26 protein-coding genes are annotated in these 21,361 nt (G+C 60.2%); 16 read left to right on the plus strand and 10 right to left on the minus strand.

Annotated features, from left to right (window positions below):
• Window positions 1-291: ATP-binding cassette domain-containing protein (locus JJ869_RS13305; protein ID WP_292267818.1), on the minus strand; the 291-nt coding region annotated here is incomplete at its 3' end.
• Between the two features lie 218 nt (window positions 292-509).
• Between JJ869_RS13305 and JJ869_RS13310 the strand changes: the two genes are divergently transcribed.
• The 16 genes from JJ869_RS13310 (at window position 510) to JJ869_RS13385 (ending at window position 12,867) form a co-directional block, all read left to right on the plus strand.
• Complete coding sequence (locus JJ869_RS13310; RefSeq protein WP_292267820.1) at window positions 510-809, plus strand: hypothetical protein; 300 nt, start codon at window positions 510-512, stop codon at window positions 807-809.
• A 281-nt stretch (window positions 810-1,090) separates the two neighbouring features.
• Window positions 1,091-1,828: a phosphonate metabolism transcriptional regulator PhnF gene (gene phnF / locus JJ869_RS13315; protein ID WP_292267822.1), complete on the plus strand. Its 738-nt coding sequence runs from the start codon at window positions 1,091-1,093 to the stop codon at window positions 1,826-1,828.
• A complete protein-coding gene (locus JJ869_RS13320) occupies window positions 1,825-2,268 on the plus strand; it encodes a phosphonate C-P lyase system protein PhnG (protein WP_292267824.1) in 444 nt (147 codons plus the stop codon). The genes phnF and JJ869_RS13320 overlap by 4 nt, the downstream gene beginning before the upstream one ends.
• Window positions 2,268-2,801: a phosphonate C-P lyase system protein PhnH gene (phnH, locus tag JJ869_RS13325; RefSeq protein ID WP_292267826.1), complete on the plus strand. Its 534-nt coding sequence runs from the start codon at window positions 2,268-2,270 to the stop codon at window positions 2,799-2,801. Before JJ869_RS13320 ends, phnH begins: the two co-directional genes overlap by 1 nt.
• Window positions 2,801-3,865 carry a carbon-phosphorus lyase complex subunit PhnI gene (locus tag JJ869_RS13330; RefSeq protein WP_292267828.1) on the plus strand — a complete coding sequence of 355 codons (1,065 nt, stop codon included), beginning with the start codon at window positions 2,801-2,803 and terminating at the stop codon, window positions 3,863-3,865. The genes phnH and JJ869_RS13330 overlap by 1 nt, the downstream gene beginning before the upstream one ends.
• Window positions 3,862-4,776 (plus strand): alpha-D-ribose 1-methylphosphonate 5-phosphate C-P-lyase PhnJ, encoded by a 915-nt coding sequence (locus tag JJ869_RS13335; protein WP_292267830.1) that lies wholly within the window; start codon window positions 3,862-3,864, stop codon window positions 4,774-4,776. The genes JJ869_RS13330 and JJ869_RS13335 overlap by 4 nt, the downstream gene beginning before the upstream one ends.
• Window positions 4,773-5,570, plus strand: a complete 798-nt coding sequence (locus JJ869_RS13340) for an ATP-binding cassette domain-containing protein (RefSeq protein WP_292267832.1) — start codon at window positions 4,773-4,775, stop codon at window positions 5,568-5,570. The genes JJ869_RS13335 and JJ869_RS13340 overlap by 4 nt, the downstream gene beginning before the upstream one ends.
• Entirely contained in the window at window positions 5,567-6,286 is a 720-nt protein-coding gene (locus tag JJ869_RS13345; RefSeq protein WP_292267833.1) for an ATP-binding cassette domain-containing protein, read from the plus strand. Before JJ869_RS13340 ends, JJ869_RS13345 begins: the two co-directional genes overlap by 4 nt.
• Window positions 6,273-7,448 carry an alpha-D-ribose 1-methylphosphonate 5-triphosphate diphosphatase gene (locus tag JJ869_RS13350; protein ID WP_292267834.1) on the plus strand — a complete coding sequence of 392 codons (1,176 nt, stop codon included), beginning with the start codon at window positions 6,273-6,275 and terminating at the stop codon, window positions 7,446-7,448. Before JJ869_RS13345 ends, JJ869_RS13350 begins: the two co-directional genes overlap by 14 nt.
• Before the next feature lie 102 nt (window positions 7,449-7,550).
• Window positions 7,551-8,351, plus strand: coding sequence for a phosphonate ABC transporter ATP-binding protein (gene phnC / locus JJ869_RS13355; RefSeq protein ID WP_292267835.1), 801 nt, complete (start codon window positions 7,551-7,553; stop codon window positions 8,349-8,351).
• A 50-nt stretch (window positions 8,352-8,401) separates the two neighbouring features.
• Window positions 8,402-9,322: a phosphate/phosphite/phosphonate ABC transporter substrate-binding protein gene (phnD, locus tag JJ869_RS13360; RefSeq protein WP_292267837.1), complete on the plus strand. Its 921-nt coding sequence runs from the start codon at window positions 8,402-8,404 to the stop codon at window positions 9,320-9,322.
• Window positions 9,323-9,443: 121 nt separating this feature from the next.
• Complete coding sequence (gene phnE, locus JJ869_RS13365; protein ID WP_292267839.1) at window positions 9,444-10,391, plus strand: phosphonate ABC transporter, permease protein PhnE; 948 nt, start codon at window positions 9,444-9,446, stop codon at window positions 10,389-10,391.
• Entirely contained in the window at window positions 10,388-11,245 is an 858-nt protein-coding gene (phnE, locus tag JJ869_RS13370) for a phosphonate ABC transporter, permease protein PhnE (protein ID WP_292267841.1), read from the plus strand. The genes phnE (JJ869_RS13365) and phnE (JJ869_RS13370) overlap by 4 nt, the downstream gene beginning before the upstream one ends.
• Window positions 11,246-11,262: 17 nt before the next feature.
• The gene (locus tag JJ869_RS13375; protein WP_292267843.1) at window positions 11,263-11,760 is read left to right on the plus strand and encodes an AAA family ATPase; all 498 of its coding nucleotides are present in this window, start codon (window positions 11,263-11,265) and stop codon (window positions 11,758-11,760) included.
• On the plus strand, window positions 11,757-12,383 hold the full coding sequence (locus JJ869_RS13380; protein ID WP_292267844.1) for a DapH/DapD/GlmU-related protein: 627 nt from the start codon (window positions 11,757-11,759) through the stop codon (window positions 12,381-12,383). Before JJ869_RS13375 ends, JJ869_RS13380 begins: the two co-directional genes overlap by 4 nt.
• The gene (locus JJ869_RS13385; RefSeq protein WP_292267845.1) at window positions 12,358-12,867 is read left to right on the plus strand and encodes a GNAT family N-acetyltransferase; all 510 of its coding nucleotides are present in this window, start codon (window positions 12,358-12,360) and stop codon (window positions 12,865-12,867) included. Before JJ869_RS13380 ends, JJ869_RS13385 begins: the two co-directional genes overlap by 26 nt.
• Before the next feature lie 3 nt (window positions 12,868-12,870).
• Here JJ869_RS13385 and JJ869_RS13390 read toward each other — a convergent pair whose 3' ends face one another.
• From JJ869_RS13390 to JJ869_RS13430, 9 genes are all read right to left on the minus strand, one after another.
• On the minus strand, window positions 12,871-13,083 hold the full coding sequence (locus JJ869_RS13390) for a hypothetical protein (RefSeq protein ID WP_292267846.1): 213 nt from the start codon (window positions 13,081-13,083) through the stop codon (window positions 12,871-12,873).
• An 84-nt stretch (window positions 13,084-13,167) separates the two neighbouring features.
• Window positions 13,168-13,983 (minus strand): sugar phosphate isomerase/epimerase family protein, encoded by an 816-nt coding sequence (locus JJ869_RS13395; RefSeq protein WP_292267847.1) that lies wholly within the window; start codon window positions 13,981-13,983, stop codon window positions 13,168-13,170.
• Window positions 13,984-14,399: 416 nt separating this feature from the next.
• A complete protein-coding gene (locus JJ869_RS13400; RefSeq protein ID WP_292267848.1) occupies window positions 14,400-15,683 on the minus strand; it encodes a hydantoinase/carbamoylase family amidase in 1,284 nt (427 codons plus the stop codon).
• Window positions 15,671-16,972 (minus strand): TRAP transporter large permease, encoded by a 1,302-nt coding sequence (locus tag JJ869_RS13405; protein WP_292267849.1) that lies wholly within the window; start codon window positions 16,970-16,972, stop codon window positions 15,671-15,673. The genes JJ869_RS13400 and JJ869_RS13405 overlap by 13 nt, the downstream gene beginning before the upstream one ends.
• Complete coding sequence (locus JJ869_RS13410) at window positions 16,969-17,493, minus strand: TRAP transporter small permease (RefSeq protein WP_292267850.1); 525 nt, start codon at window positions 17,491-17,493, stop codon at window positions 16,969-16,971. Before JJ869_RS13410 ends, JJ869_RS13405 begins: the two co-directional genes overlap by 4 nt.
• Window positions 17,494-17,550: 57 nt before the next feature.
• Complete coding sequence (locus JJ869_RS13415) at window positions 17,551-18,585, minus strand: TRAP transporter substrate-binding protein (RefSeq protein ID WP_292267851.1); 1,035 nt, start codon at window positions 18,583-18,585, stop codon at window positions 17,551-17,553.
• 14 nt (window positions 18,586-18,599) lie between these two features.
• Window positions 18,600-19,508, minus strand: coding sequence for a polysaccharide deacetylase family protein (locus JJ869_RS13420; protein WP_292267852.1), 909 nt, complete (start codon window positions 19,506-19,508; stop codon window positions 18,600-18,602).
• Window positions 19,501-20,232 carry an aspartate/glutamate racemase family protein gene (locus JJ869_RS13425; RefSeq protein WP_292267853.1) on the minus strand — a complete coding sequence of 244 codons (732 nt, stop codon included), beginning with the start codon at window positions 20,230-20,232 and terminating at the stop codon, window positions 19,501-19,503. Before JJ869_RS13425 ends, JJ869_RS13420 begins: the two co-directional genes overlap by 8 nt.
• A 36-nt stretch (window positions 20,233-20,268) precedes the next feature.
• Window positions 20,269-21,361, minus strand: a 1,093-nt coding sequence (locus JJ869_RS13430) for an amidohydrolase family protein (protein ID WP_292267854.1), incomplete at its 5' end; no start/stop codon positions are given.

Consider the following 21,361-nt stretch of genomic DNA (forward strand, 5'->3'; position numbering starts at 1 on the left):
CGACACAACGTCCATGCGCGGCACAAGGTTAAACTGTTGGAAAATCATGGCGCAATGGGACTGCCATTCGCGCTTTGCCGCGCCTTTGAGTGAGGTGATCTCGCGGCCTTCGAACACGATCTCGCCCGAGGTGGAATCGCTCAGACGGTTGAGCATGCGCAAGAGTGTCGATTTGCCGGCACCCGAGCGTCCGATAATACCGATCATCATAGGTTTTTCGACGATAAAGGTTGCCGCGTCCACGGCAGTCTTGTCGCCAAACCGCTTGGTCAGTGCCTTGAGTTCGAGCATCGCATCCCCCTGTGTTGACGGGGCTGATAGGCGGTGCTTGCAAAGCTATTGCGACAGTTTTGAATCGAGTTTGCGAAGTTAGGGAAACAGATTTGTGACATGCCTCTTGGCTGTGCAGGACGTGTCAAGGCGCGGCGCGGGGATCACATTTTACGAAATTTTATCCACAGGCCGTCATAAAACTGTTACATCCAGTGCTGCGTTGATAGGGTCATGTCATGAGAACCTTGGTTGCCCTCACGCTCTGCGCCTTCGTCATCGGTCCACGGGCCGAGGCGGCGGCGATATCTGATCTTTTCTGTGATGACAGCGCGCGGCTGGAGAAACAGCTTCTCACGATCCACGGCGCACAAAAGATGGGCCGCGGCATGCGGGGCCCGGATGCGCTGCTCGAAGTGTGGATTGCCCCGTCAAGCGGGGATTGGACGCTGGTACAGAATTATGCCAACGGCACCTCGTGTATTGTTGCAATGGGTCAGCATTGGGAATCCATTACATCGAGAGCGGATCCCGCATAGAACTCCGCGCCGTTGGAACGCCGATTTCTTAGACCCATGAACGTGGCCTCCGCGCATGACCGGACCCAGTTCAAAACGCATCGGACGGCCTGCACCTCTTGCTGACATGATATGCGTGGTCACTGTGCGCGCGTTCCCGCATGTCATACAGCGCGTTCCGCGCTACTTTGTCAGAAGAACGTCACTGGCGGGGCCGCGATAGCACCGTCAGTTCGTCACCGATCTTTGTTGAAGTTGACACATCGCTGTCACAAGGGATCGGCATAGCGTGATTCATTCGGATGAATGTTGCTATCAAACGAGATCGTTGGCGCGAAATTCGCGCAACTCTGGAAAAAGAAATCATGGATGGTGTCCTTGAGCCCGGGATGAAGCTCCCGACCGAACCGGAATTGGTGCATATTCACCAAGCCGGACGGCACAGTGTTCGGCGGGCCATCGCGGAGCTTGCCAAGACGGGCCATCTGAGCATCGAGCAGGGGCGAGGGACCTTTGTTCAATCGCTGCCAAAGCTGGAATACACCATCGGTCAACGCACGCGTCTGCGGCGCAACATGGCGTCGCAGGGCGTCGATGTCTCGGGCATCATGCTCGGCGTCGACAGGCTCGAGGCCACCGCGCGGATTGCGTCACAACTCAAGCTCGACACCGGCGCAGAGGTGATTGCGACCCGGCGTCTGACGCTGGCAGATGACGTTCCCGTTTCTTTCGGGACGATCTATCACGACGCAGAACGCTTTTTGTCTTACGCTGAACGACGGGAAGCGCTTGGATCCGTGTCGCAGGTCTATGCGTCCTATGGAATTGAGGATTACGTGCGGGCCAGCACGCAGATGTATGCGCGGCCTGCCAGCGCAGACGAGGCGCGCCAGTTGCGCCAGCATTCCGACATGCCTGTCATCGTCATCAGCGCGGTAGATGCCGAGCTTGATGGTACGCATTTGGCTTTCAGTGAGGTGATCTGGTCAGCCGCACGCGTGCGGTTCAGCGTTGATACAAGTGGAGATCAAGGATCATGACGGATATGGCGCAGGGATTGCCGGGATGGACACACGAGGCGCAGCTGTCGGTGCTGGCCCGAGCGGATGACATGGCGCTCAAGGCGTTTGCAGAACCGCTCATCGCTGATTTGCCGGACATCGAGGTGATCGAGAACCGAACCGGGCTTGTGATGCTTCCCATGCGGGACACAGCACAGGGCACCCATTTTCACCTGGGCGAGGTTCTGGTGAGCGAGGCGCGCATCGGGGCAGGGGGGCAAGAAGGATACGGCATGCGCCGTGGGCGTGACCTCGAAGCGGCGATGGCCATGGCAATCGTCGACCTCGCGGTGGCACTTGGACACGCGCAGGTCGAATGCCTGTCTTTCCTCGAAGCAGCGTCCAAAGCGCAAAAGACGACCGACATTGAAACCCTACGCCGGGTCGAAGCCACGCGCGTTGATATGGAGACATTCTGATGAGTGTTCATCCCGTCCCGTCCGAATTCGAAGCGCGCACCAATGCCGCCTTTGATGCGATCATATGGGCTTTTGCCCGTCCGGGACTGATGCAGAAACTTCCGGAAGCAGGCATGTCCCAGATCGTCGAGGCGCTGATCGACAGGGAGTGCTCTGTGCATTGCCAAGATCCAGATCTGGCCGAAATGGTGCGAAGAACAGGCGCGGTGATGGTCTCTCCGGACGATGCGGACCACATCTTTGTCACCGACGTACCACTGACACTGCTGGATCAGGTAAGGTGCGGGTCTGATCTTCATCCCGACGATGGCGCAACGCTGGTGGTTGACGCCGATCTTTCGGCGGGCGCGCGCCTGCGCCTGACTGGACCGGGGATCGCGGGTGATGTGATCGTGACGGTCGGCGGATTGCCGGGTGACTTCTGGCCCCGTCGGGCGCGCGCAATGCGGTATCCGATGGGGTTCGAGGTTTTGCTGGTCGACGGTCAGCGTCTGCTTGGCGTGCCGCGCTCCACAACGGTAGAGGTGCTCTGATGGCGTATGTGGCGACACGCGGAGGCGAACGCGCGATTGAACAGTCCCAGCGCCTGTTCAAGGCCGAGCTAGGAGACATCACGCCCGAGCGTGTGGCCGAGATCCGCAGCGCGATGCCCTATCTTATCGACCGGGTGATGGGCGAAGCGTCGCTTTACGATGAAGACCTCGCAGCGCTGGCTTTGGCGCAAACCGGCGGCGAGCTGTACGAAGCGGTCCTTTTGCTGCGGGCATGGCGGACGACGCAGCCGCGCATCGCGGTCGCCGAACCCGTGACGCAAGATGCGCTGTTTACCCACCGGCGCATTTCGGCCGCGTTCAAGGATATTCCCGGCGGGCAGGTGCTTGGGCCAACGCTGGACTATGCGCACCGCATTCTGGCGACCGAGGTGCTGGACGGTCAGACACACAGGCCCGAACCGGTGGAGCCTGCGGCAAAGCCCGCTCCGGCGAACCAGCCGTCCGTTGCTGCGTGGCAGGCCGAGAATGGTCTGCTCCGCGCCGCAGTCCCCGACACCCAGACCGGCAACGACATCCCGGATGTCACCCGAGAACCGCTCTTGTTCCCGGCAAAACGCGCGCACACGCTGCAAAGCCTTGCCCGTGCGGAAACAGGCGGGGTACTGGCGCTGGGCTATGCCGCGCAGCGCGGCTATGGGCAGGCGCACCCGACGGTCAATGAGTTGCGTCTGGCCGAAGCTGAGGTGGTTGTCACCCATCCGCGCGGGACGCAGTTCAGCGCCGGGCGCGTCAAGGTGAGCCAGGCCGAGGTGGTGTCCAAGAAAGGCGAACAGCTTGAACTGGGCTTTTCCGCGACGCTGGGCTGGAATGAGGTCAAGGTGATTGCTGCGGCCACACTGGACCTGAATTCGAAAAGCGCGCCCAAAGGCTCTGCGACGGAAGAGGAGTTCTTCCTCTACCACACTGAAGGCGTGGAAAGCTCCGGCTTCTGCATCCACTTCAAGCTGCCGCATTACGTCACCTTCCAGTCCAGCCTCTATGCGATGCGCGATGCGAAGGCCAAGAAGGCCGCCAAGGAAAAAAGCGCGGAGCCCGCGGAATGACACTTCATGCCCTGACCAAACCGTGGGAACCAATGTCCTATGGTTTTCTGGATGCCTCGGCCAAGCGTGAAATACGGCGCAAGATGATCAAGGCCATCGCGGTGCCGGGATGCCAGATGCCCTATGCCAGCCACGAAGTGCCGATGGCGCGCGGGTGGGGCACGGGTGGGCTTCAGGTGTCGCTCACGCTGGTGAACCCGTCGATGCGGGTCAAGGTGATCGACCAAGGGGCCGATGACAGCGTCAATGCCGCGTCCATCCGGCGGTTCATTGCGCGGGTGGCGGGCACGCCAACCACGATGGACACGCTTGATGCGGACCTGATCCAGTCGCGCCACCGCATCCCGGAGGAAGTTTTGCGCGAAGATCAGGTGTTGGTCTTGCAGGTGCCGAACCCGGAACCGCTGCGCCCGGTGCAGCCGAACATGTCCATTGCCCGACAGATGCATGCGGATGCGGATTACGGGCGGATGTGGCTCCAGCTTTACGAACAGATCGTCCGGTCCGGGCGGGTGATGCAGGGGGCCAGCTATCCCAGCCTGGTGCATGGGCGCCACGTGATGACGCCGTCTCCGATCCCGCGCTGGGACGTGCCCAAGCTGCACATGGCGAAGCACCTCACCATTTTGTCGGCGGGACGGGAAAAGCGCATCTTCGCGGTGCCGCCCTTTACACGGGTCGAGCCGCTGGTGTTCTCGGACGTGCCCTACAAGGTCGAGGATCACGCTGACCTGACCTGTCATCGCTCTGGCACGCGCGGGTTTTTCATGAACGAGATCCCGCAGGATGACGGTACTTCGGTCTTCGAAGTGTCGGACAGCGCATGGGGCGTCAAGGCGATCCGCCGCCGCGACGGGGAAGAGGTCGCCCTCGGCGAGACCTGGTACAAGAACGGGAAGATGCCGTCATGACGCTCACACTCGATGCACCGCGTATCGTCACCACGCATCCGCTTTTGCAGGTGCATCACGTGTCGAAATCCTATGGATCGGTCAACGCGCTGCGCGATGTGTCCGCTATCGCCTATCCCGGCGAGGTGCTGGGGATCGTCGGCGAAAGTGGCTCGGGCAAGTCGACGTTGCTGCGCATGATGAACCTCGAGGAAACACCGGACACGGGAAGCTATACGCTCGACCTGCCAGATGTGGAGGGCAATCTTTTCGACCTCGACCGGTTCGCACGCCGGATGCTCTGCGCGACGCGGATCGGGATCGTCTACCAGAACCCGCATCTGGGGCTGCTGATGAAGCACTCGTCCTCGGGCAACGTGGCCGAGCGGCTCTTGGTGGCGGGTGAACGCAGTTTCGCGACGCTGCGCGCCAAAGCCACCGCCGCGCTTGAGGCGTCGGAGTTTCCGCTCGACCGGCTGGATGCGCCGCCCATCGAACTGTCTGGCGGGATGCAGCAGCGGGTGCAACTGGCCAAGGCGATCGCATTGGAGCCAGCGCTTTTGCTGCTGGATGAACCGACCACGGGTCTGGATGTGAGTGTTCAGGCGCTGGTTCTGGATACGTTGAAGCGGCTTCAGCAGGAGCGCCGGATCACAATGGTGATTGTCAGTCACGACCTGGGGGTCATCAAGACGCTGGCGGATCGCGTTATGGTCATGAAGGGCGGAGAAGTGGTCGAGGCGGGGCTGGCCGACCAGATCTTCCAGGATCCGCAGCATGCCTACACACAACAATTGGTGCATGCAAAGCTATGATCCCGGTTCTGGACATCGAAGGCCTGAGCAAAGGCTTTACCCTGCATCATCTCGGCAACCAGATCGAGGCGTTCAAGGACATCTCGTTCACCGTCGGGGCTGGGGAATTTGTGCTGCTTAAAGGGGCCAATGGCGCAGGCAAGTCGACTCTCTTGCGGACGCTCTACCGCTCTTACCTGCCGCGCGCCGGTGTGATCCGGTTTCATTCCGACGATGGACCCATCGATCTGGCCCGTGCGGCCGATATCGACATCGCGCATCTTCGACGGACCGAGATCGGGTTTGTCACGCAGTTCCTGCAGGCCCGCCCCCGTGTCAGCGCAGAGGCGATCGTGGCCGAACCGCTGCGGTTGCACGGTATTCCTGCGGACGAAGCCTTGATCCGTGCGCGCGAGGCGCTGGCGACGTTTGGGGTCAAGCAGGAGCTTTGGAAGGCCTACCCGACTACTTTCTCGGGTGGCGAACAGCAAAAGGTGAACCTAGCGCGGGCGTTGATCCTGCCGCAAAAGCTGTTGCTGCTGGACGAGCCGACGGCTTCACTTGACGCGAATGCGCGGGCCGCTTTGGTTTCGCGCCTCGAAGAACTCAAGGCCGCAGGCACCGCGATGATCGGGGTGTTCCATCACCCCGGAGACGTGGAAAAGCTGATCGACCGCGTGGTCGATCTCACACCTGACTTCATCAAGAGCGAGGACCGGATCGATGTGGATCTCTGATGTTACTCTGGTGCTTCCCGACCGTGTGGTGAAACACGCCTCTTTGCGGATCGAAGACGGAAAGATTGCCGAGGTGGTCGAACGCCCTGTACCCGGCGGTATGACGGGGCCAGACCTGACGGTGTATCCCGGATTCATCGACATGCACGGCGACATGATCGAGCTGGAACTGGAGCCGCGCGCGCGCGTGGATTTCCCGATGGAGGTGGCGCTGGCCTCTCTGGATGCGCGGCTTGCGGCAGCGGGTGTGACCACGGCCTATGCCGCGGTTTCCTTTTCGCGCGGTGCACGTGACGGCGAACGCCGATCCTACACGCATACCAGTCAGGTCATTCGCCAACTTCACGGGATGCGCGACACCTGCCGGGTCGATCACAGGATCCACGCAAGGTTCGATTTCACCTTCGACAACGCGGTTGGCGTTCTGGAACAGCTGCTCGACGATGGACAGGTCGATCTGGTGTCTCTCATGGATCACACGCCGGGGCAGGGGCAATACCGGAACCTTGAAGTGCATGTGAAGAACAAGGCGGCGCATCACGGGATCTCGGAAACCGAAGCCCGCCAGATGGTGGCCAATGCGATTGCCGTTCGGTCGCGCCCGCAGGAAATCCTCATGGGCAATATTCGCGCCGTTTCTCGCATGTGTGCCGAACATGGGGTAAGCCTTGCGAGCCATGACGACGACACCGTGTCAAAGGCCCACCTGATGGCTGATATGGGAGCCAAGATCGCCGAATTCCCGGTCACTCTCGAAGCCGCTCAAGCCGCCGTGGCGAAAGGTTTGATGATGGCGATGGGCGCGCCCAATGCGATGCGGGGACAGAGCTATTCTGGCAATCTGTCTGCGCGGGATCTGCATGCTGCGGGCCTGCTGCACATTCTGGCATCGGATTATCACCCGGGCGCGATGCTCGCGGCGATTCATGCTTTGGCACCCAGTGATCCGAATGGTCTTGCCGGCGCCGTGCGTCTGGCGTCGATCAACCCGGCCCGGGCGCTTGGTTTGTCGGACCGGGGTGAGTTGACGGTAGGCAAGCGTGCAGACCTGTTTGTGACAGATGGCCGGGGCCGTGTTGCGGTGACCCTTTGTGCGGGCGAGGTTGTTTACAACAACGGGACTTTGGACGTGACGGTGTCCCGCGCACCGGTGTTTGCCTAAGTCAATAAGTGCGAAGTTCAATGAATTGTCATTGGGCAGTGCACTAATTGTTACGTTTGATGCGTAGGGTCGGGCCAAGGAAATTCATTCGGATGAATCGTCATGGCTGCCACCCTGTCACTGTCCAATGTGTCCCGTGTCTTTGGCGAGACGCGCGCCGTCGACAAGGTCACTCTTGATATCGAGCCGGGACAGTTCGTAGGGGTGATCGGTCGGTCCGGGGCAGGCAAATCCACGATGCTGCGGCTGATCAATCGCCTGATTGATCCATCCGAAGGCTCTATCTCGTTTGATGGGGTCGAGATCACCACGCTCAAGGGCAAGGCCCTGCGCGCTTGGCGGCGTGATTGCGCAATGATCTTTCAGCAGTTCAATTTGGTGGACCGTCTGGATGTGCTGACCAATGTCCTGATCGGGCGTCTGGCGGAACATGGGTTCTTCAGCTCCATGGCCATGCGGTTCACGGATGAAGAGCGCACGATGGCGTTGCGCGCGCTCGACCGGCTTGATCTTGTTCCGCAGGCGCTGCAACGCGCGGGCACCCTTTCAGGTGGTCAACAGCAGCGCGTGGCCATCGCGAAGGCGTTGGTCCAGCAGCCGAAAATCATGTTGGCGGACGAACCCATCGCCTCGCTCGACCCTGCGAATGCCACGCTTGTGATGGACGGGTTGAAGCAGATCAACACCGAAGACGGGCTGACCGTTCTGGTCAACCTCCACACGCTCGACACAGCACGTGCCTATTGCGACCGCATCATCGCGATGCGCGCGGGGCGCGTGTTCTTTGACGGAACGGCCACGCAGCTCACCGATGACGTTGTCCGCGACATCTACGGGACCGAAGGCCTGCGTGACTTCAACGAAGCCGTGACCTCGACACAACGGATCGCGGTGACTGCCTGATCTGAAACATCCAACTCGACTGCCAAAATCAACCAACGGGGAGATGACCCATGAAACTGTTCACCACATCGGCGGTTGTCGCCATCATGGCAACCGCAGCCACAGCAGAAGTCTGGAAAGACGACTACCAGGTTCTCAAGTTCGGTATCCTGTCCGGCGAGAACGAAAAAGATCGCCTGATGCGCAATGAGCCGCTGCGCGTCTACCTGGAAGAAACTCTGGGTGTGAAGGTCGAAATCTTCACCGCCGGCAACTACGACGGCGTGATCCAGGCGATTGCAGCCGATCAGATTGAAATTGCCCGCCTCGGCTCTTCTGCCTATGCAGCGGCTTACACCGCAACGGATGGCGGCGTCGTTCCGACCCTGACCGGCAAAGCCCTGAACGGCGACACCGGCTACTACTCCATCGTCGTGACCCGCTGCGACAGCGGCATCAAGAGCCTCGAAGATGCCAAGGGCAAGGTTCATGCCTTTGCCGATCCGGACAGCACGTCCGGCTACGCCGTTCCTTACTTCAACATGGTGACTGGCGAAGGCTTCAAGCCGGAGGAATTCTTCAGCACCGTGACCTTCTCGGGCAGCCACGAAGCTGGTGTGACAGGCGTTGTCAACGGCACCTTCGACACCGCGGCGACCTATCAGGACAACGAGACTGATGGCGTCTACCAGCGCATGGAAGACAAAGGCATGATCGAGCCCGGTCTGGTCTGCAAGATCTGGCAGAGCCCGGAAATCACCTCTGGACCCTGGACCTTCCGCAAGAACCTGCCGGAAGCGCTGATCGAAGACGTGACCGCCGCCATCGAAAGCTTCCCGACAGCTGATCCGGAAGGCTACAAGCTCTATTCCTCCTGGACTGCCGACAATCCGAACCCGGATGACGGCTTCGTGCGCGTCGACCATGATCGCTACCAGTGGATCGTCGACATGCGCGCTTGGATCAAGGAACAGCGTCGGTCCGGGTCGTAAGCCTTTGACCGTTTGATGCGGGGTTTGCTCCGCCCTGCACCCGTGGCCCACGATGGCGTCACGGGTGCATCCACGACGCGCGTGGGTCCAGACAGCCCTTGTTGCGCTCACGAGGATCGCCATGACCGCCACAGCTGATTTCGACCAATCCCATCTGACAGACAGCGCTACGGCAATGTCCCAGTTTGAGCTGGACTATGCCGCCCAACGCAGACGGGCGCGGCTGGGCTGGACCATTGGAACAATCCTGTTTCTTCTGGCTCTTGCATTCACCACTTGGATTGGCGACTTCTTCAAGGTCACGCAGGTGACAATGCCGGGCGGATCGCGCGAATGGCGCTGGATCATCCCGGCGGGCATCCCGCGCCTTGGCGAATACATCGAAAAGACCATCCCGACCCTGCGCTGGGAGACCCTTGGCGCTGATTTCGCCAACTGGTTCTGGCGCTGGAAGATCTGGATGGAGCTTTTGTTCGAAACCATCCTGATCGCTTTCATGGCGACCGTCTTTGGGGTGATCGGCGGATTTCTTTTGTCGTTCCCGGCATCACGGAACCTTGCGCCGAACAAATGGGTGCTCTGGATCACCCGCCGCTACCTTGAGATCGCCCGCACCGTGCCCGAACTGGTCTGGGCGCTGATTTTTGTGTTCTGCTTCTCTGTGGGCCCGATGGCTGGGGTTCTGGCCATCGGCCTGCACGCGGCTGGCGCTTTGGGCAAGCTCTATTCCGAGGTGAACGAGAACATCGACATGCGCCCGCTGGAAGGCGTCAAGGCCGCAGGAGGCACGTGGTTCGATCAAATCCGCTACGGCGCCATTCCGCAGGTCCTGCCGAATATCATCAGCTACACCCTGCTGCGCTTCGAGATCAACGTGCGCGCCTCGTCGATCATCGGATATGTCAGTGCGGGTGGTCTGGGGCAGGAATTCCGTACCGCCATGAGCTTTCAGGAATACACGGACCTTTCGGCGCTTTTCGTCATCATCTTCGTCACCGTGATGATCATCGACTATGGGTCGGAAAAGCTGCGCCACCGGATCATTCATCTTGAGGAGAACCGGCCATGACCATCACTCAAGAGCAGATCGTCGAAGCACGCGAACGGGTCCCGCTGGCCTTTCAAGCGCCCTTGCCGATCCGCCTGCGCCGCCATGCGCTCTGGACCTTCTTCGTGGCGCTGTTTTGCTGGTGTCTCTATGATTTCAACTTCTCACCGGCTCGTATCTGGGAGGGTCTGGGGCGGTTCGGTACTGTCGCAAGCTTCATGTTCCCACCCTACATCTGGACGACTTGGGCGGAGTTCTCGGAAATCCTGAACGGACTGGGCGAGACTCTGGCGATTGCCTTTCTTGGCACGGTGCTTGGGGCGGTCTTTGCCTTTCCGCTCTCGTTTCTAGGTGCCAAGAACGTCAACCGGCTGAACTGGTTGCGCCTGTCGACGCGGCGTGGCTATGACGTGATCCGCGCCTTCGAAACGCTGATCCTTGCGCTGATCTTCATCCGGGCTTTCGGTCTTGGACCGCTCGCCGGTATCCTCGCCATCGCGGTGAGCGAGATCGGCACCTTTGCTAAGCTGTTTTCCGAGGCAATCGAGAACACGTCGAACAAACCCGTTGAAGGCGTCAAAGCCTCGGGCAGGTCGCGCCTGCAGCAGATCCGCTACGGCATTGCCCCGCAGGTCAATCCGGTGATCATGTCGATCCTGCTTTACAACTTCGAGTCCAATGTGCGCTCCGGCACTATTCTCGGCATTGTCGGAGCAGGCGGAATCGGCTTTCTTCTGTCCGACCGCATCGCGGCCTACAAATGGGGCGAGGCCTGGTCGATCATCTTTCTGATCATCGCCATGGTTTACGTCATCGACTGGCTGTCCGGTCTGATCCGGCAAAGGCTGATCGGCAAGACGGAACTGGCGAAGTGAGCCGTTTGCGGCGGATCATGATCATTGGCGGCGCCGGGTCTGGGAAGAGTACACTGGCGCAGCAGGTCGGGGCGGCCCTGAACCTGCCTGTTTATCACATGGATCGCGAGGTGTTCTGGCTGCCGGGCTGGGTCGAGCGATCCAAGGACGGGCAACTGCTGGAGGTCGAACGGATAGTGGCTCAGGAAGCGTGGGTTTTCGAGGGCAACAACTCCAGCACGTTTCATCTGCGTCGCGTTCGGGCAGATATGCTTATCTGGCTGGATGTGCCCGTTTGGCAGCGGATTATCCGGGTGGTGCGCGGTGGGCTTCGTTACAGAGGACGAACCCGCCCTGACATGGCCGAAGGCTGCACGGAGCGCTTGCGGATGTTGCCCGGTTTTTTGTGGTTTATCGTTTCGACGGCACGAGACGGCCGCCGCAAGCAATTGGACTTCTTCAATAGGTTTGAGCTTTGCAAGGTCCGGCTGCCCGGGCGTCGCGCGACCAACAGCTTTCTGGAGACCCTGACATGAGTGGCGCTGGATCCAAGAAACACCTCACCGAGGCCCCGAATATTCACCCGGAGGCGAGTGTCGTCGATTGCGAACTTGGGGTCTGGACCGAAGTGGGCAAAGGCACGTCAATGCGGGCCTCGTCGATGGGGGATTGGTCCTATATCACTCAGCATTGCCACGTGGTCTGGACCAGCATCGGCAAGATGTGCTCGATCGCCAATTCCGCGCGCATCAACCCCGGCAACCACCCGACATGGCGCGCCGTACAGCATCACAGCGTCTACCGTGCCGAAGCGTATGGACTGGGTGAGGACGACCACGACTGTTTCGAATGGCGCAAGGCGGATTGGGTGACGATTGGCCATGACGTCTGGATCGGGCATGGCGTGACAATCACCGCAGGAGTGACGGTCGGGACAGGCGCGGTGATCGGGGCAGGGGCTGTCGTGACCAAAGATGTGGCCCCCTATACCGTTGTCGGAGGCGTCCCTGCGAGAGAGATCAAACGCCGTTTTACCGAACAGCAGGCCGAGGCCCTTCAAGAGATTGCCGTCTGGGACTGGTCGCGCGAAGCTTACAAGGCGGCCTTGCCAGATATCCGGAGCCTTGAGATTGATGCCTTCATCGAGAAGTACCGCTAGGATCGGCTTTCGCGCACTGAACGCAGCCGACCTTGGCATGCTTGCGCAATGGCTGGCGGACCCGCGCAATTCGGCGCATTGGGGTGGTTCCGGCGAAACGGATGCGTTGGAGGACCATCTGACCGACCATCGTGTGGCGCAGTGGATCGTGACGCGGGATGGGACGGATGTCGCCTATATTCAGGACTATGACATTCATGCCTATCAAGACCATCCTTTGGCCGCGCTGCCTAAAGGCGCGCGGGGCATAGACACGTTTATCGGACAGAGCAGTTGGATGGGCGCGGGCCTCGGCCCATCCTATCTCGCGCTGCATGTGCAGTGTCTATTTGACAGCGATGTGCCAGCGCTCGGAATCGACCCGGACAATGTCCGGTCGCATGATTTGGCTGCGCGACTTGAGGCGACAATCGACCCGATGGCCCCGCCACCCTATTTGCCGGACGTTGTCACATATCGTGTTCGAACGGCGGGTTCCGTTTGAGCGTCAGTTCGACAAACCATTCCCGGAGTTGGCTTGCAGGCCGGAAATCCAACCGAGTATTTTTTCCTTCGGAGTGCCAAAGAACTCCGCCTGCGAGGTGTCGTCGAAGATGTGCTTCTTGGGATCAAAGACGCGGGGTCCGCGCGACGTTTTCTCTTTGATCCAGACTGCAACGACTTGCTGCGTTTCATCAAGCTCAGCGATGTAGTACGTCATAAACCGACCCACCTGCAGTGTAACAACCAGTTGACGCTGTGGGTCGGATTTCGATTCGGCAAGTTTGCAGTGAAGCGGTCTGGTTCAGATGACCAGACCAAGATCGCTCAAAGTGCGATAGCCTTTGGGAATGTCAGCCTTGTCGCGCAATTCGAGAACCAGATGCGGCGCACTTTGGCACTCACCCAAAGCCCGGAATACAGCGGTCCACTCGATTTCACCTTCTCCCGGTGCCCAGTGACGGTCCGCATGGCCGTCGACATCCTGCAGATGGACATGAGCCAGCTGATCGCCTGCGTCGCGCACGAAATCCTCGACCGGGGGCGCACCCGACATGCGACGGGCAAGTTGTGCATGCCCGGTGTCGATCGAAAGGGCGATGGCGCTGGAGTTGAAGCTGTCCACCATGGCGCGGCGTGTTTCGGGCCGTACGTCCTGGATGTTTTCGATCACGAGTGTCTGGCCAGAGTCTTCGGCAGCTTTCACAACCGGACCAAGTGTATCTTGAATGCGCTCCAGCTTGGTTTCGGCATAACCTTTCCAGCTGAACACGTTGTTCTGGAACCAGAGCGTGTAGGGTGAATGCAGGACCATCTGCCGTGCGCCGATGCGGTCTGCGGCCTCAAGTGCCTTCAGCAGGCGCGCCGTGATGAGCGGTTGCAGTTCGGCGTCCTTGTTGTCGATATCAAGCCCCTCGAACGGTCCATGGATGCCAATGCGCCCCGTGTGCCCCGCGAGCGCGGACTTGACTGCCGAGATGCGGTCCTCAAACTCGGTTGAGAGTGCCGCAAATGACATGAAGTCCTGAATTTCGATGTCACGAGCGGCATCGAACAACCACGCGCGGTGATCCGCGATTTCTGAGGCTTTCAGGCAGGCTCCGATCTTGAGAGGGGTCATGTGGATGGCTCCATAAGGCAGGATTCGTTGTCACGGACGTTGGTGGCACGTCAAAGACACAGCGCCATGACAGAACCTTCCGAAAGCGTACCTGCATGGAACTTGCACTCGGCGGCCAGCATGGCTGGGTGAAAGTGATCGGATGCCAGCACATCGCACGGCCCGGCCTCGACCATGTCCCCGGGGCGTCGACGCCTCACGCGTTTCGGCTGCTCTTGCGACCTGCGATACCGTCTGCCGACGGTTGTCATGTGTGGTCCTTGATTGCGTTAAGCGTGGTGTGGTCCTTGATTGCGTTAAGCGTGGTGTGGTCTGCGCTCTTTGCATTTGGTGGGGATACGGTTCAGAAAGAGCGCATTCTCCCGGTGGTGGTTCGCTGGCCCCGCCAAACCATAGCCGGGCAATGTCGGCTCACACTAACGGATCATTCCGGACGTTTCTCCGAACAGCACGTCTTCCACCCATGTCGTCAACACGGAACAGGCCTGTGAGAAATCAGGAAAATCCATATGTTCGTTCGGATTATGACTTCCGTTCTCATTGCGAATGAACAGCATCGCGGACGGAATGCCGAGGCTTGCGAACGTTGCACAATCATGGCCACCGCCTGACGGCAGTTCGAGATAATCGATACCACGCTTTTCCGCTGCCATGACAAGCCCGCGCCGCAGGCTTGCCTCCATCGGCGCAGCGGCGGATTGAGTGTAGGGGCCAATATCGATCCGTACGCCACGCCGGTCGCCGATTTCGCGGGCCTGTTGCTGCACCCACCGTTCGAACAGGTTCAGAACAGTGTCGTCCTGACTGCGGACATCCAGCGTGAAAGTCAGAAGACCGGGCACCTTGGTGATGCCATGCAGATTGGGATCGGTGGTGAATTCACCCAAAGTCAGCACAAAGTCATCACCCTTGGCTTCGGTCTGCAACCAATAGGTTTCCATCGCCTGCGCCAGTTCCGCACCGGCCAGAACAGCGTCCCTGCGGCTTTGGCGAGGAACGCCGCCCGCATGCGTTGTTTCGCCCTCAATTCGGCAGAACCTGTGCCGGATGTTTCCTCGGATTGCTGAAACGATGCCAACCGGGCGCTGGGCTTCCACCAGAACGGGGCCTTGTTCGATATGCACCTCGACGAAGGCCGCGATGTCATTGCGGTAAAGCTGGGGCTTGGCATCGCGGATCACCTGCGGATCGAAACCGGCCTCGGCCATATGCTCCGCCAGACTGCGCCTCGTATCGCTGCGCTTGACACGATCTGGCGCATCGCGGGGCAGGAGGCCAAATGCAGCGCGGCTGCCAAGGTAGTGCTCGGGGAACCAGATCATTTCCTCGGCGCGGATGGCCATCAGGGTCACGTCGCACGGGGGCTGCGGGCCGTCGCTCAGATGCTCAAGCAGCACCAAGCCGGCGATCACCCCTGCCGCGCCATCGAAATTGCCGCCATGGGGGACCGAGTCGAGATGGGAGCCTGTCATCAGGACAGGCGCGTCGCGGTCCGTTCCGGGCAGGGTCACGTAAAGATTGCCAATCGAGTCCGTCCGGGTCTCGAGCCCCAGCGCCACGGCTTCTCGGGCGATCATGGCGTGGGCGGCATCCTCGATCGGGCCAAAACTGGCCCGCGTCACCCCCGGCGCATCGGTGCTGAGCGTGGCCAGTTCGTCAAAAAGCCGTTTGGCACGGTCAAGCGCGGTCAATAGAGCCATCCGGGCACCACCAGCACGATCTGAGGCCATATGATGATCAAGGCGATCATCACCAGCATGGCAAAGACAAAGGGCAGGATGCCGCGATACACATCCGCCAGCTCGCCCCGTCCGCGCACGCCTTGGACAACATAGAGGTTCATGCCGACCGGAGGTGTGATCAGGGCAAGTTCCATCATGATGACAAGGAATATCCCGAACCAAACCGGGTCAATGCCCAGATGCAGGATCACCGGCATGACAACCGGGATCGTGCCCACCATCATCGACAGGGTTTCCAGAAAGCACCCCATGACGAGATAAAACAGGACAAGGATCAGGATCATTTCGGTTGCGGAAAGGCCAAGATTGGTGATAACGCGGCTCATCGCCTGGGGCACGCCCAGCAAGCCCACGATGAAATTCAGAAAGAACGCGGCCGTGATGATGAAGAGCAGCATCGCCGACGTCTTGATCGTGGCGATGAAAGCCGCGTGCAGCATGGGAAAGCTGAGCGCCTTGTTGTGCCATGCCAGTCCGAAAGCCATCACCACGCCGATGGCCGCGGCTTCGGTCGGGGTGGCCCAACCGCCATAGATGGCCCCCATCACGACGACGAAGATCGCCAGAGGTGGCAGAAGGTGGCGCAAGCGCCGCAGACGGTCGGCGCGCGCGGCGGGCGGCTGGACAGGTTCCGCGAGCGATGGCCGGATCAGAACGATGACCGCAATGATCACCATGAACAACCCGGTGAGCATCAGGCCCGGAAGAATGCCAGCGGCAAAAAGCTGCCCGATCGAGGTGTTGGTCAGGGCGCCGTAAATGATCAGGTTCACCGAAGGCGGGATCAGGATGCCAAGCGTCGCTCCCGCCGCGATGGTGCCAAGCACCAAGGGTTCATGATAGGCACGACGTTTGAATTCGTCCAAGGCCACGGTGCCGATGGTTGCGGCTGTTGCAACCGATGACCCGGACACTGCCGAGAACATTGCGCATGCGCCGATATTGGTGTGCAGCAGCCCGCCGGGCAGGCGGCTCAGCCAATCCGACAGGCTGTCATACATGTTCCGGGTGATCCCGGCGCGCAGGAGGATTTCACCCAGCAAGACGAACAAGGGGATCGTCGTCAGCAGGAAGTCGTTCATCGTGGCCCAGAGGTTCGTGCCAAAGGACATCAGAACCGGCGGTCCGAAATAGACGAGAGCGCCAAGAATGCCCGTCGCCAGCATTGCAATGCCCACATGCAGACCGATGAACATCAGCCCAAGCATGATGACAAAGCCGATGCTTGCGCCTGTGACATCAATCATTTGCGGGCCTCTTCTATTTCTTCGGCGATACTGGGTGGGGCCAGTGCGCGGCTTGCTGCCTCCAGCCCGTTGCGCAGCGCATAGACACCCCGGCACGCGGACCAGAGCGCGGCGACAGCAAAGACAATCAGTCCCGCGACCCAAAGTGATTGCGGAATCCAAAGCGGGGTCTGCAACGGGCTGGACGAGACAGAGTTGAACAGAAGGCTTTCCGAAAGGGTTTGCCAGCTCATGTAGGCAATGAATGCGGCACCCAACCCAAGTGCCACATAGGCCAGAAGGTTCAGTGCGGCCTGCATCCGGAACGGCAGGCGCAACAGCAACACGTCAATGCGTGTATGGGCCCGTTCGACTGCGGCCAGCGCCATCCCGAAGGTGCCCGCAATCGCGACGACATAGCCGCCAATTTCATCCACTCCCTGAAGTGAAACATTCAACAGCTTTCTGGCCAGGATTTCGATCACGATCAGGAAGGAAAGGCCCAGACAGGCATATCCTCCAAGGATTCCAATCATTCGCATGTTGGCGATACCCTTCCGGTCCGAACCGGGCGCGGGGTCACGCGCCCGGTGGACACTTCAGTTCAGCGAAATACCGCGCGCGGCGCCCACCGTCGCGTTCCAGATCTTGGAGCAGTCGGCAAACCCGGCATCACAGCTTTCGGCCCATCCCGGCAGCACCTTTTCCATCGTGGCCGCGGTCACCTTGGCCTGATCTTCGGCACTCGGTTCCACCAGAACCATGTTGAATGGCGTGTAATTCTCGCAGCCGTCACCGCCGGTGTTGCAGGCCGTGGCCCACCCGTTGTTCTTGCGGGCAAGATCCCAAAAGCCTTGCTCGAAGGCGGCAAATTCGGTTTCAAGCTTGGCCTTTTCCTCGTCCGAAAAGCTGTTCCATGTGTCGAGGTTGATGAAATGCGCGTTGACCGACCACGAAATGCCCAATGGCATGAAATGGGTCGTGACCTCGGGCCAATTGCCGGTATTGCCGGATGTGGGTGAGGTGATGGCGCAGTCCACGACGCCGCGTTGCAGGGCCGGATAGACTTCCTTGAAGCTCATGGTGACCGGGCTTGCTCCCAGTGCTTCAAGCAGTGTGGACATCGATGCGGTATAGCTGCGCACTTTAAGACCCGCGAAATCGTCGAGCGAGGCGATCTCGGCATTGCAATAGAACACCTGCGGGCCATAGGGCCAAACGGCGAGCGGCTTTGCATTGAACTTCTCTGCGACGCGCTTTTCCAGTTCGGGGCGGAATGCTGCGACCACTTCGGCAAGCTGATCCATGTCAGTTGAAACGCCAATCAGGTCGATGCCTTCAAGGAACGCATCGTCGCGCGCGGCGGCGCCTACAGTGCTCTGCACGATGTCAAACGTGCCTGTGCGCACCATGCGCAGCGTGTCCTGCATGTCGACACCCATCACGTCCAACGGATTGAAGTTGATGGACAGCGGAATCCCGGTCTTTTCGGGCAGCGAGGCATAGAATTCCTGTTCGAGCGCGGTGTGGAATTTGTGCGTCGACACAAGGCCAGTGGCACGGATTTCAGTTTCAGCGATGGCAGGCAGCGCCGTAGCCATCGCCAATGCGGAAGCGAGGATCGTCGTCTTCATGTCATTTCTCCTTGTCAGGTCCGAGATGTATTGGCCGCGGGGGAGGTCGCGGCAAAGTGACGGGCGATGTCGATGCGTTGGGCCCGCCAGATCTGGTCTTCAAGTGAGGCCAGATATTCGAGAATTTCTGTAACTGCCCGGAACCGGGCAGGTCGGCCACTGATGCGCAGATGAAAGCCGATGGAGAGGGTTGAGGACCGACCGCGGTCTGCCTCGATCAAAAGCTGTTCAATCGCGTCGCGAACATAATCCACCATCTCAATAGCGCGGACGAAGCCATTGGGATGAAAGAACTTCATGTCATTGGTGTCCAGATTGTACGGCACCACGATAAGTCCCGTCGGATCGCTGTAAGGAAGATCGTCGTCAAAGGCGTTGGAGGTGTAGAGATAGCCAGCCTCGGCCAGCAAGCTGCGGGTCCACGCGCTTTCGGAACCGCGGCAAAAGAAACCGCGCGGGCGCTGCCCGGTCTCTTTTTCAATCACCTCGGTTGCGCGCAGCAGGTCCCTTCGTTCCGCCACAGCATCGGCGTAATCCGAATGCGGCCGCCAGACCCAACCGTGGCACGCGGTCTCGTGTCCGGCGTCAGCGACCGCACGCGCAAGTTCGGGACTGCGCTCGACCGCGCGGCCGCACATCAGGAACGTGGCAGGTGTTTCGGTCCGGCGCAGCGCATCAAGGAAGCGCCACAGCCCGACCCGCGTGCCATACGCGAAAAGCTGTTCCTGCCCCTGATCGCGGTTCCCGTCCTTGACGACGCTGACGATCTCACCGACGCGTTCAGAGACCGGGTCACCATCACCCACCTGTAGCTCGGCGCCTTCCTCGAAGTTCACAGCCACGGATACGGCGACACGTGCCCCGTTCGGCCAAAGGATCTGAGGAGGCGACGCCCCGTATCCGATGAGATCACGGTCAGACATCGAACACGCGTCCCCAGCCCCGGATGCGGGCAGGGTCATTCCCCGCCACCAGCATGGATTTCCAAAGTGCGGTGGACACGCTGTCGAGTACGGGAATACCTGTTTCCGCCTCAATCAGTTCGGCAGCCCCGGCACCCCTGAAGTTGGTGCAGTAGATCGCGATCGCCTGCGGTTTTGCTTCGGCCACTTCGCGACACAGCTGCAGGATTTGCGCCTCGCTATACGTGGCGAACGAGAAATTTCCCGGATCGTTCAGATGCCGTTCCGCAACCACATCGAAGCCGTGCGACGTGTAATTGGCGATGATCCGGCTTTGAATTTCGGGCAGGTAAGGCGTGACGAGACCAATGCGGCTTGCGTCGAGTCTTTCAAACAGTTCGTTCATCGCAAGCACGGAGGAACAGGCGGGTATGCCGGTACGGTCTTCGATCTCGGCAATCAAGGCGCGGTCGGTGTCGAACCCCAACCACCCAGACGACGTACCGTTCCAGCAGATCGACTGCACCTTCGCATCCGCAAGCAGGTCCGCCGCTGCCAACATCGGGTCATTGGTGAATTGCCCCAACGCGTCGTCTTCCATCGAGATCTTGACGACCCGGAAGCGAGCAAAATGGGCTGTGACATCCGGCAGTTCGTGCAACATCGCAGCGGTGATCGGCTCCAGCACAGTGTTGGACGACGGTGTCAACATGCCAAGTCGGGTCGTGGCGAGTTCAGTGGTCATTGGCGCATTCCTTGAGGGGTGGGAAGCAAGAACGGATCACCGAAGAACATCCGGCGCCTCCCGTGTCAGGTGTTGTCCCATGGGCGCAGTGACGGGCGCGCCGTCCTGCATCGTCGTCACTCCACGCAAAAGGGTGCGCACAGGCCAGCCGGTGACCATGAAGTCTTCCCACGGCGTATAGTCGCTGCCGTGGTGCAGATCGGTCTGACGGATGGGTTTCGTAAGGCTCGGGTCCCAAAGCGCGATATCGGCATCAGCACCAACCATGATCGAACCCTTGCGTGGGAACAGTCCGTAAAGCCGCGCGTGGTTGGTCGCGGTCAGCGCGGCAAAGCGATCAAGCGACAACCGGCCTTTGACGACACCTTCCGAGAAAAGGATCGGCAGACGTGTCTCAACGCCCGGTATGCCATTGGGAATGTTGCGAAAGCTCTGACGTGCACCGGGCGCGTCCTTGCCTGCGGTGTCGACAAATCGGAACGGGCAGTGGTCGGACGAGAAGAGGTCGAACACCCCGGTTTCAATCCCGCGCCAGATATTGGCCCATTCGTCCCGCGTGCGCGGCGGCGGGGAGCAGACATATTTCGCCCCTTCGAACCCGTCGCGGTCCAGATCGTCCGCCGTCAGCGTGATGTATTGCGGACAGGTTTCGGCAAACACAGTCAGTCCGCGTTGGCGCGCGCGCATGATTTCCTCGGTCGCCTCGCCGTTCGAGACATGCACGATAGTCAGCGGCACGCCCGCGATCTCGGCCAGCGAAATGGCGCGGTGCGTTGCCTCGCGCTCAACGGGGACAGGGCGCGTGGTGGCGTGGTGGTATGGTGCTGTCTCGCCAGTGCGTTCGGCCCGATCGCGCAGGAATTCGATGGCATCCTCGTTCTCCGCATGCACCATCACCATCGCGCCATGGGCTTTCGCCACCGACATGACTTCGAGGATTTGCCGGTCTGACAGAGCCAAGTCCTGATAGGTCATGAAGACCTTGAAACTGGTATAGCCCGCTTCGATCAGTGCGGGGAGGTCCTGACCCAGAGTGACTGGATCGGTTTCCTTGACGATCAAGTGAAACGCCACATCCGTCAGGCAGTTGCCCTCGGCCTTGGCGCGGTAGGCGGCGACGGCCTCGCGC

Source organism: Marivita sp. (assembly GCF_017643905.1).
GTDB lineage: Bacteria > Pseudomonadota > Alphaproteobacteria > Rhodobacterales > Rhodobacteraceae > Marivita.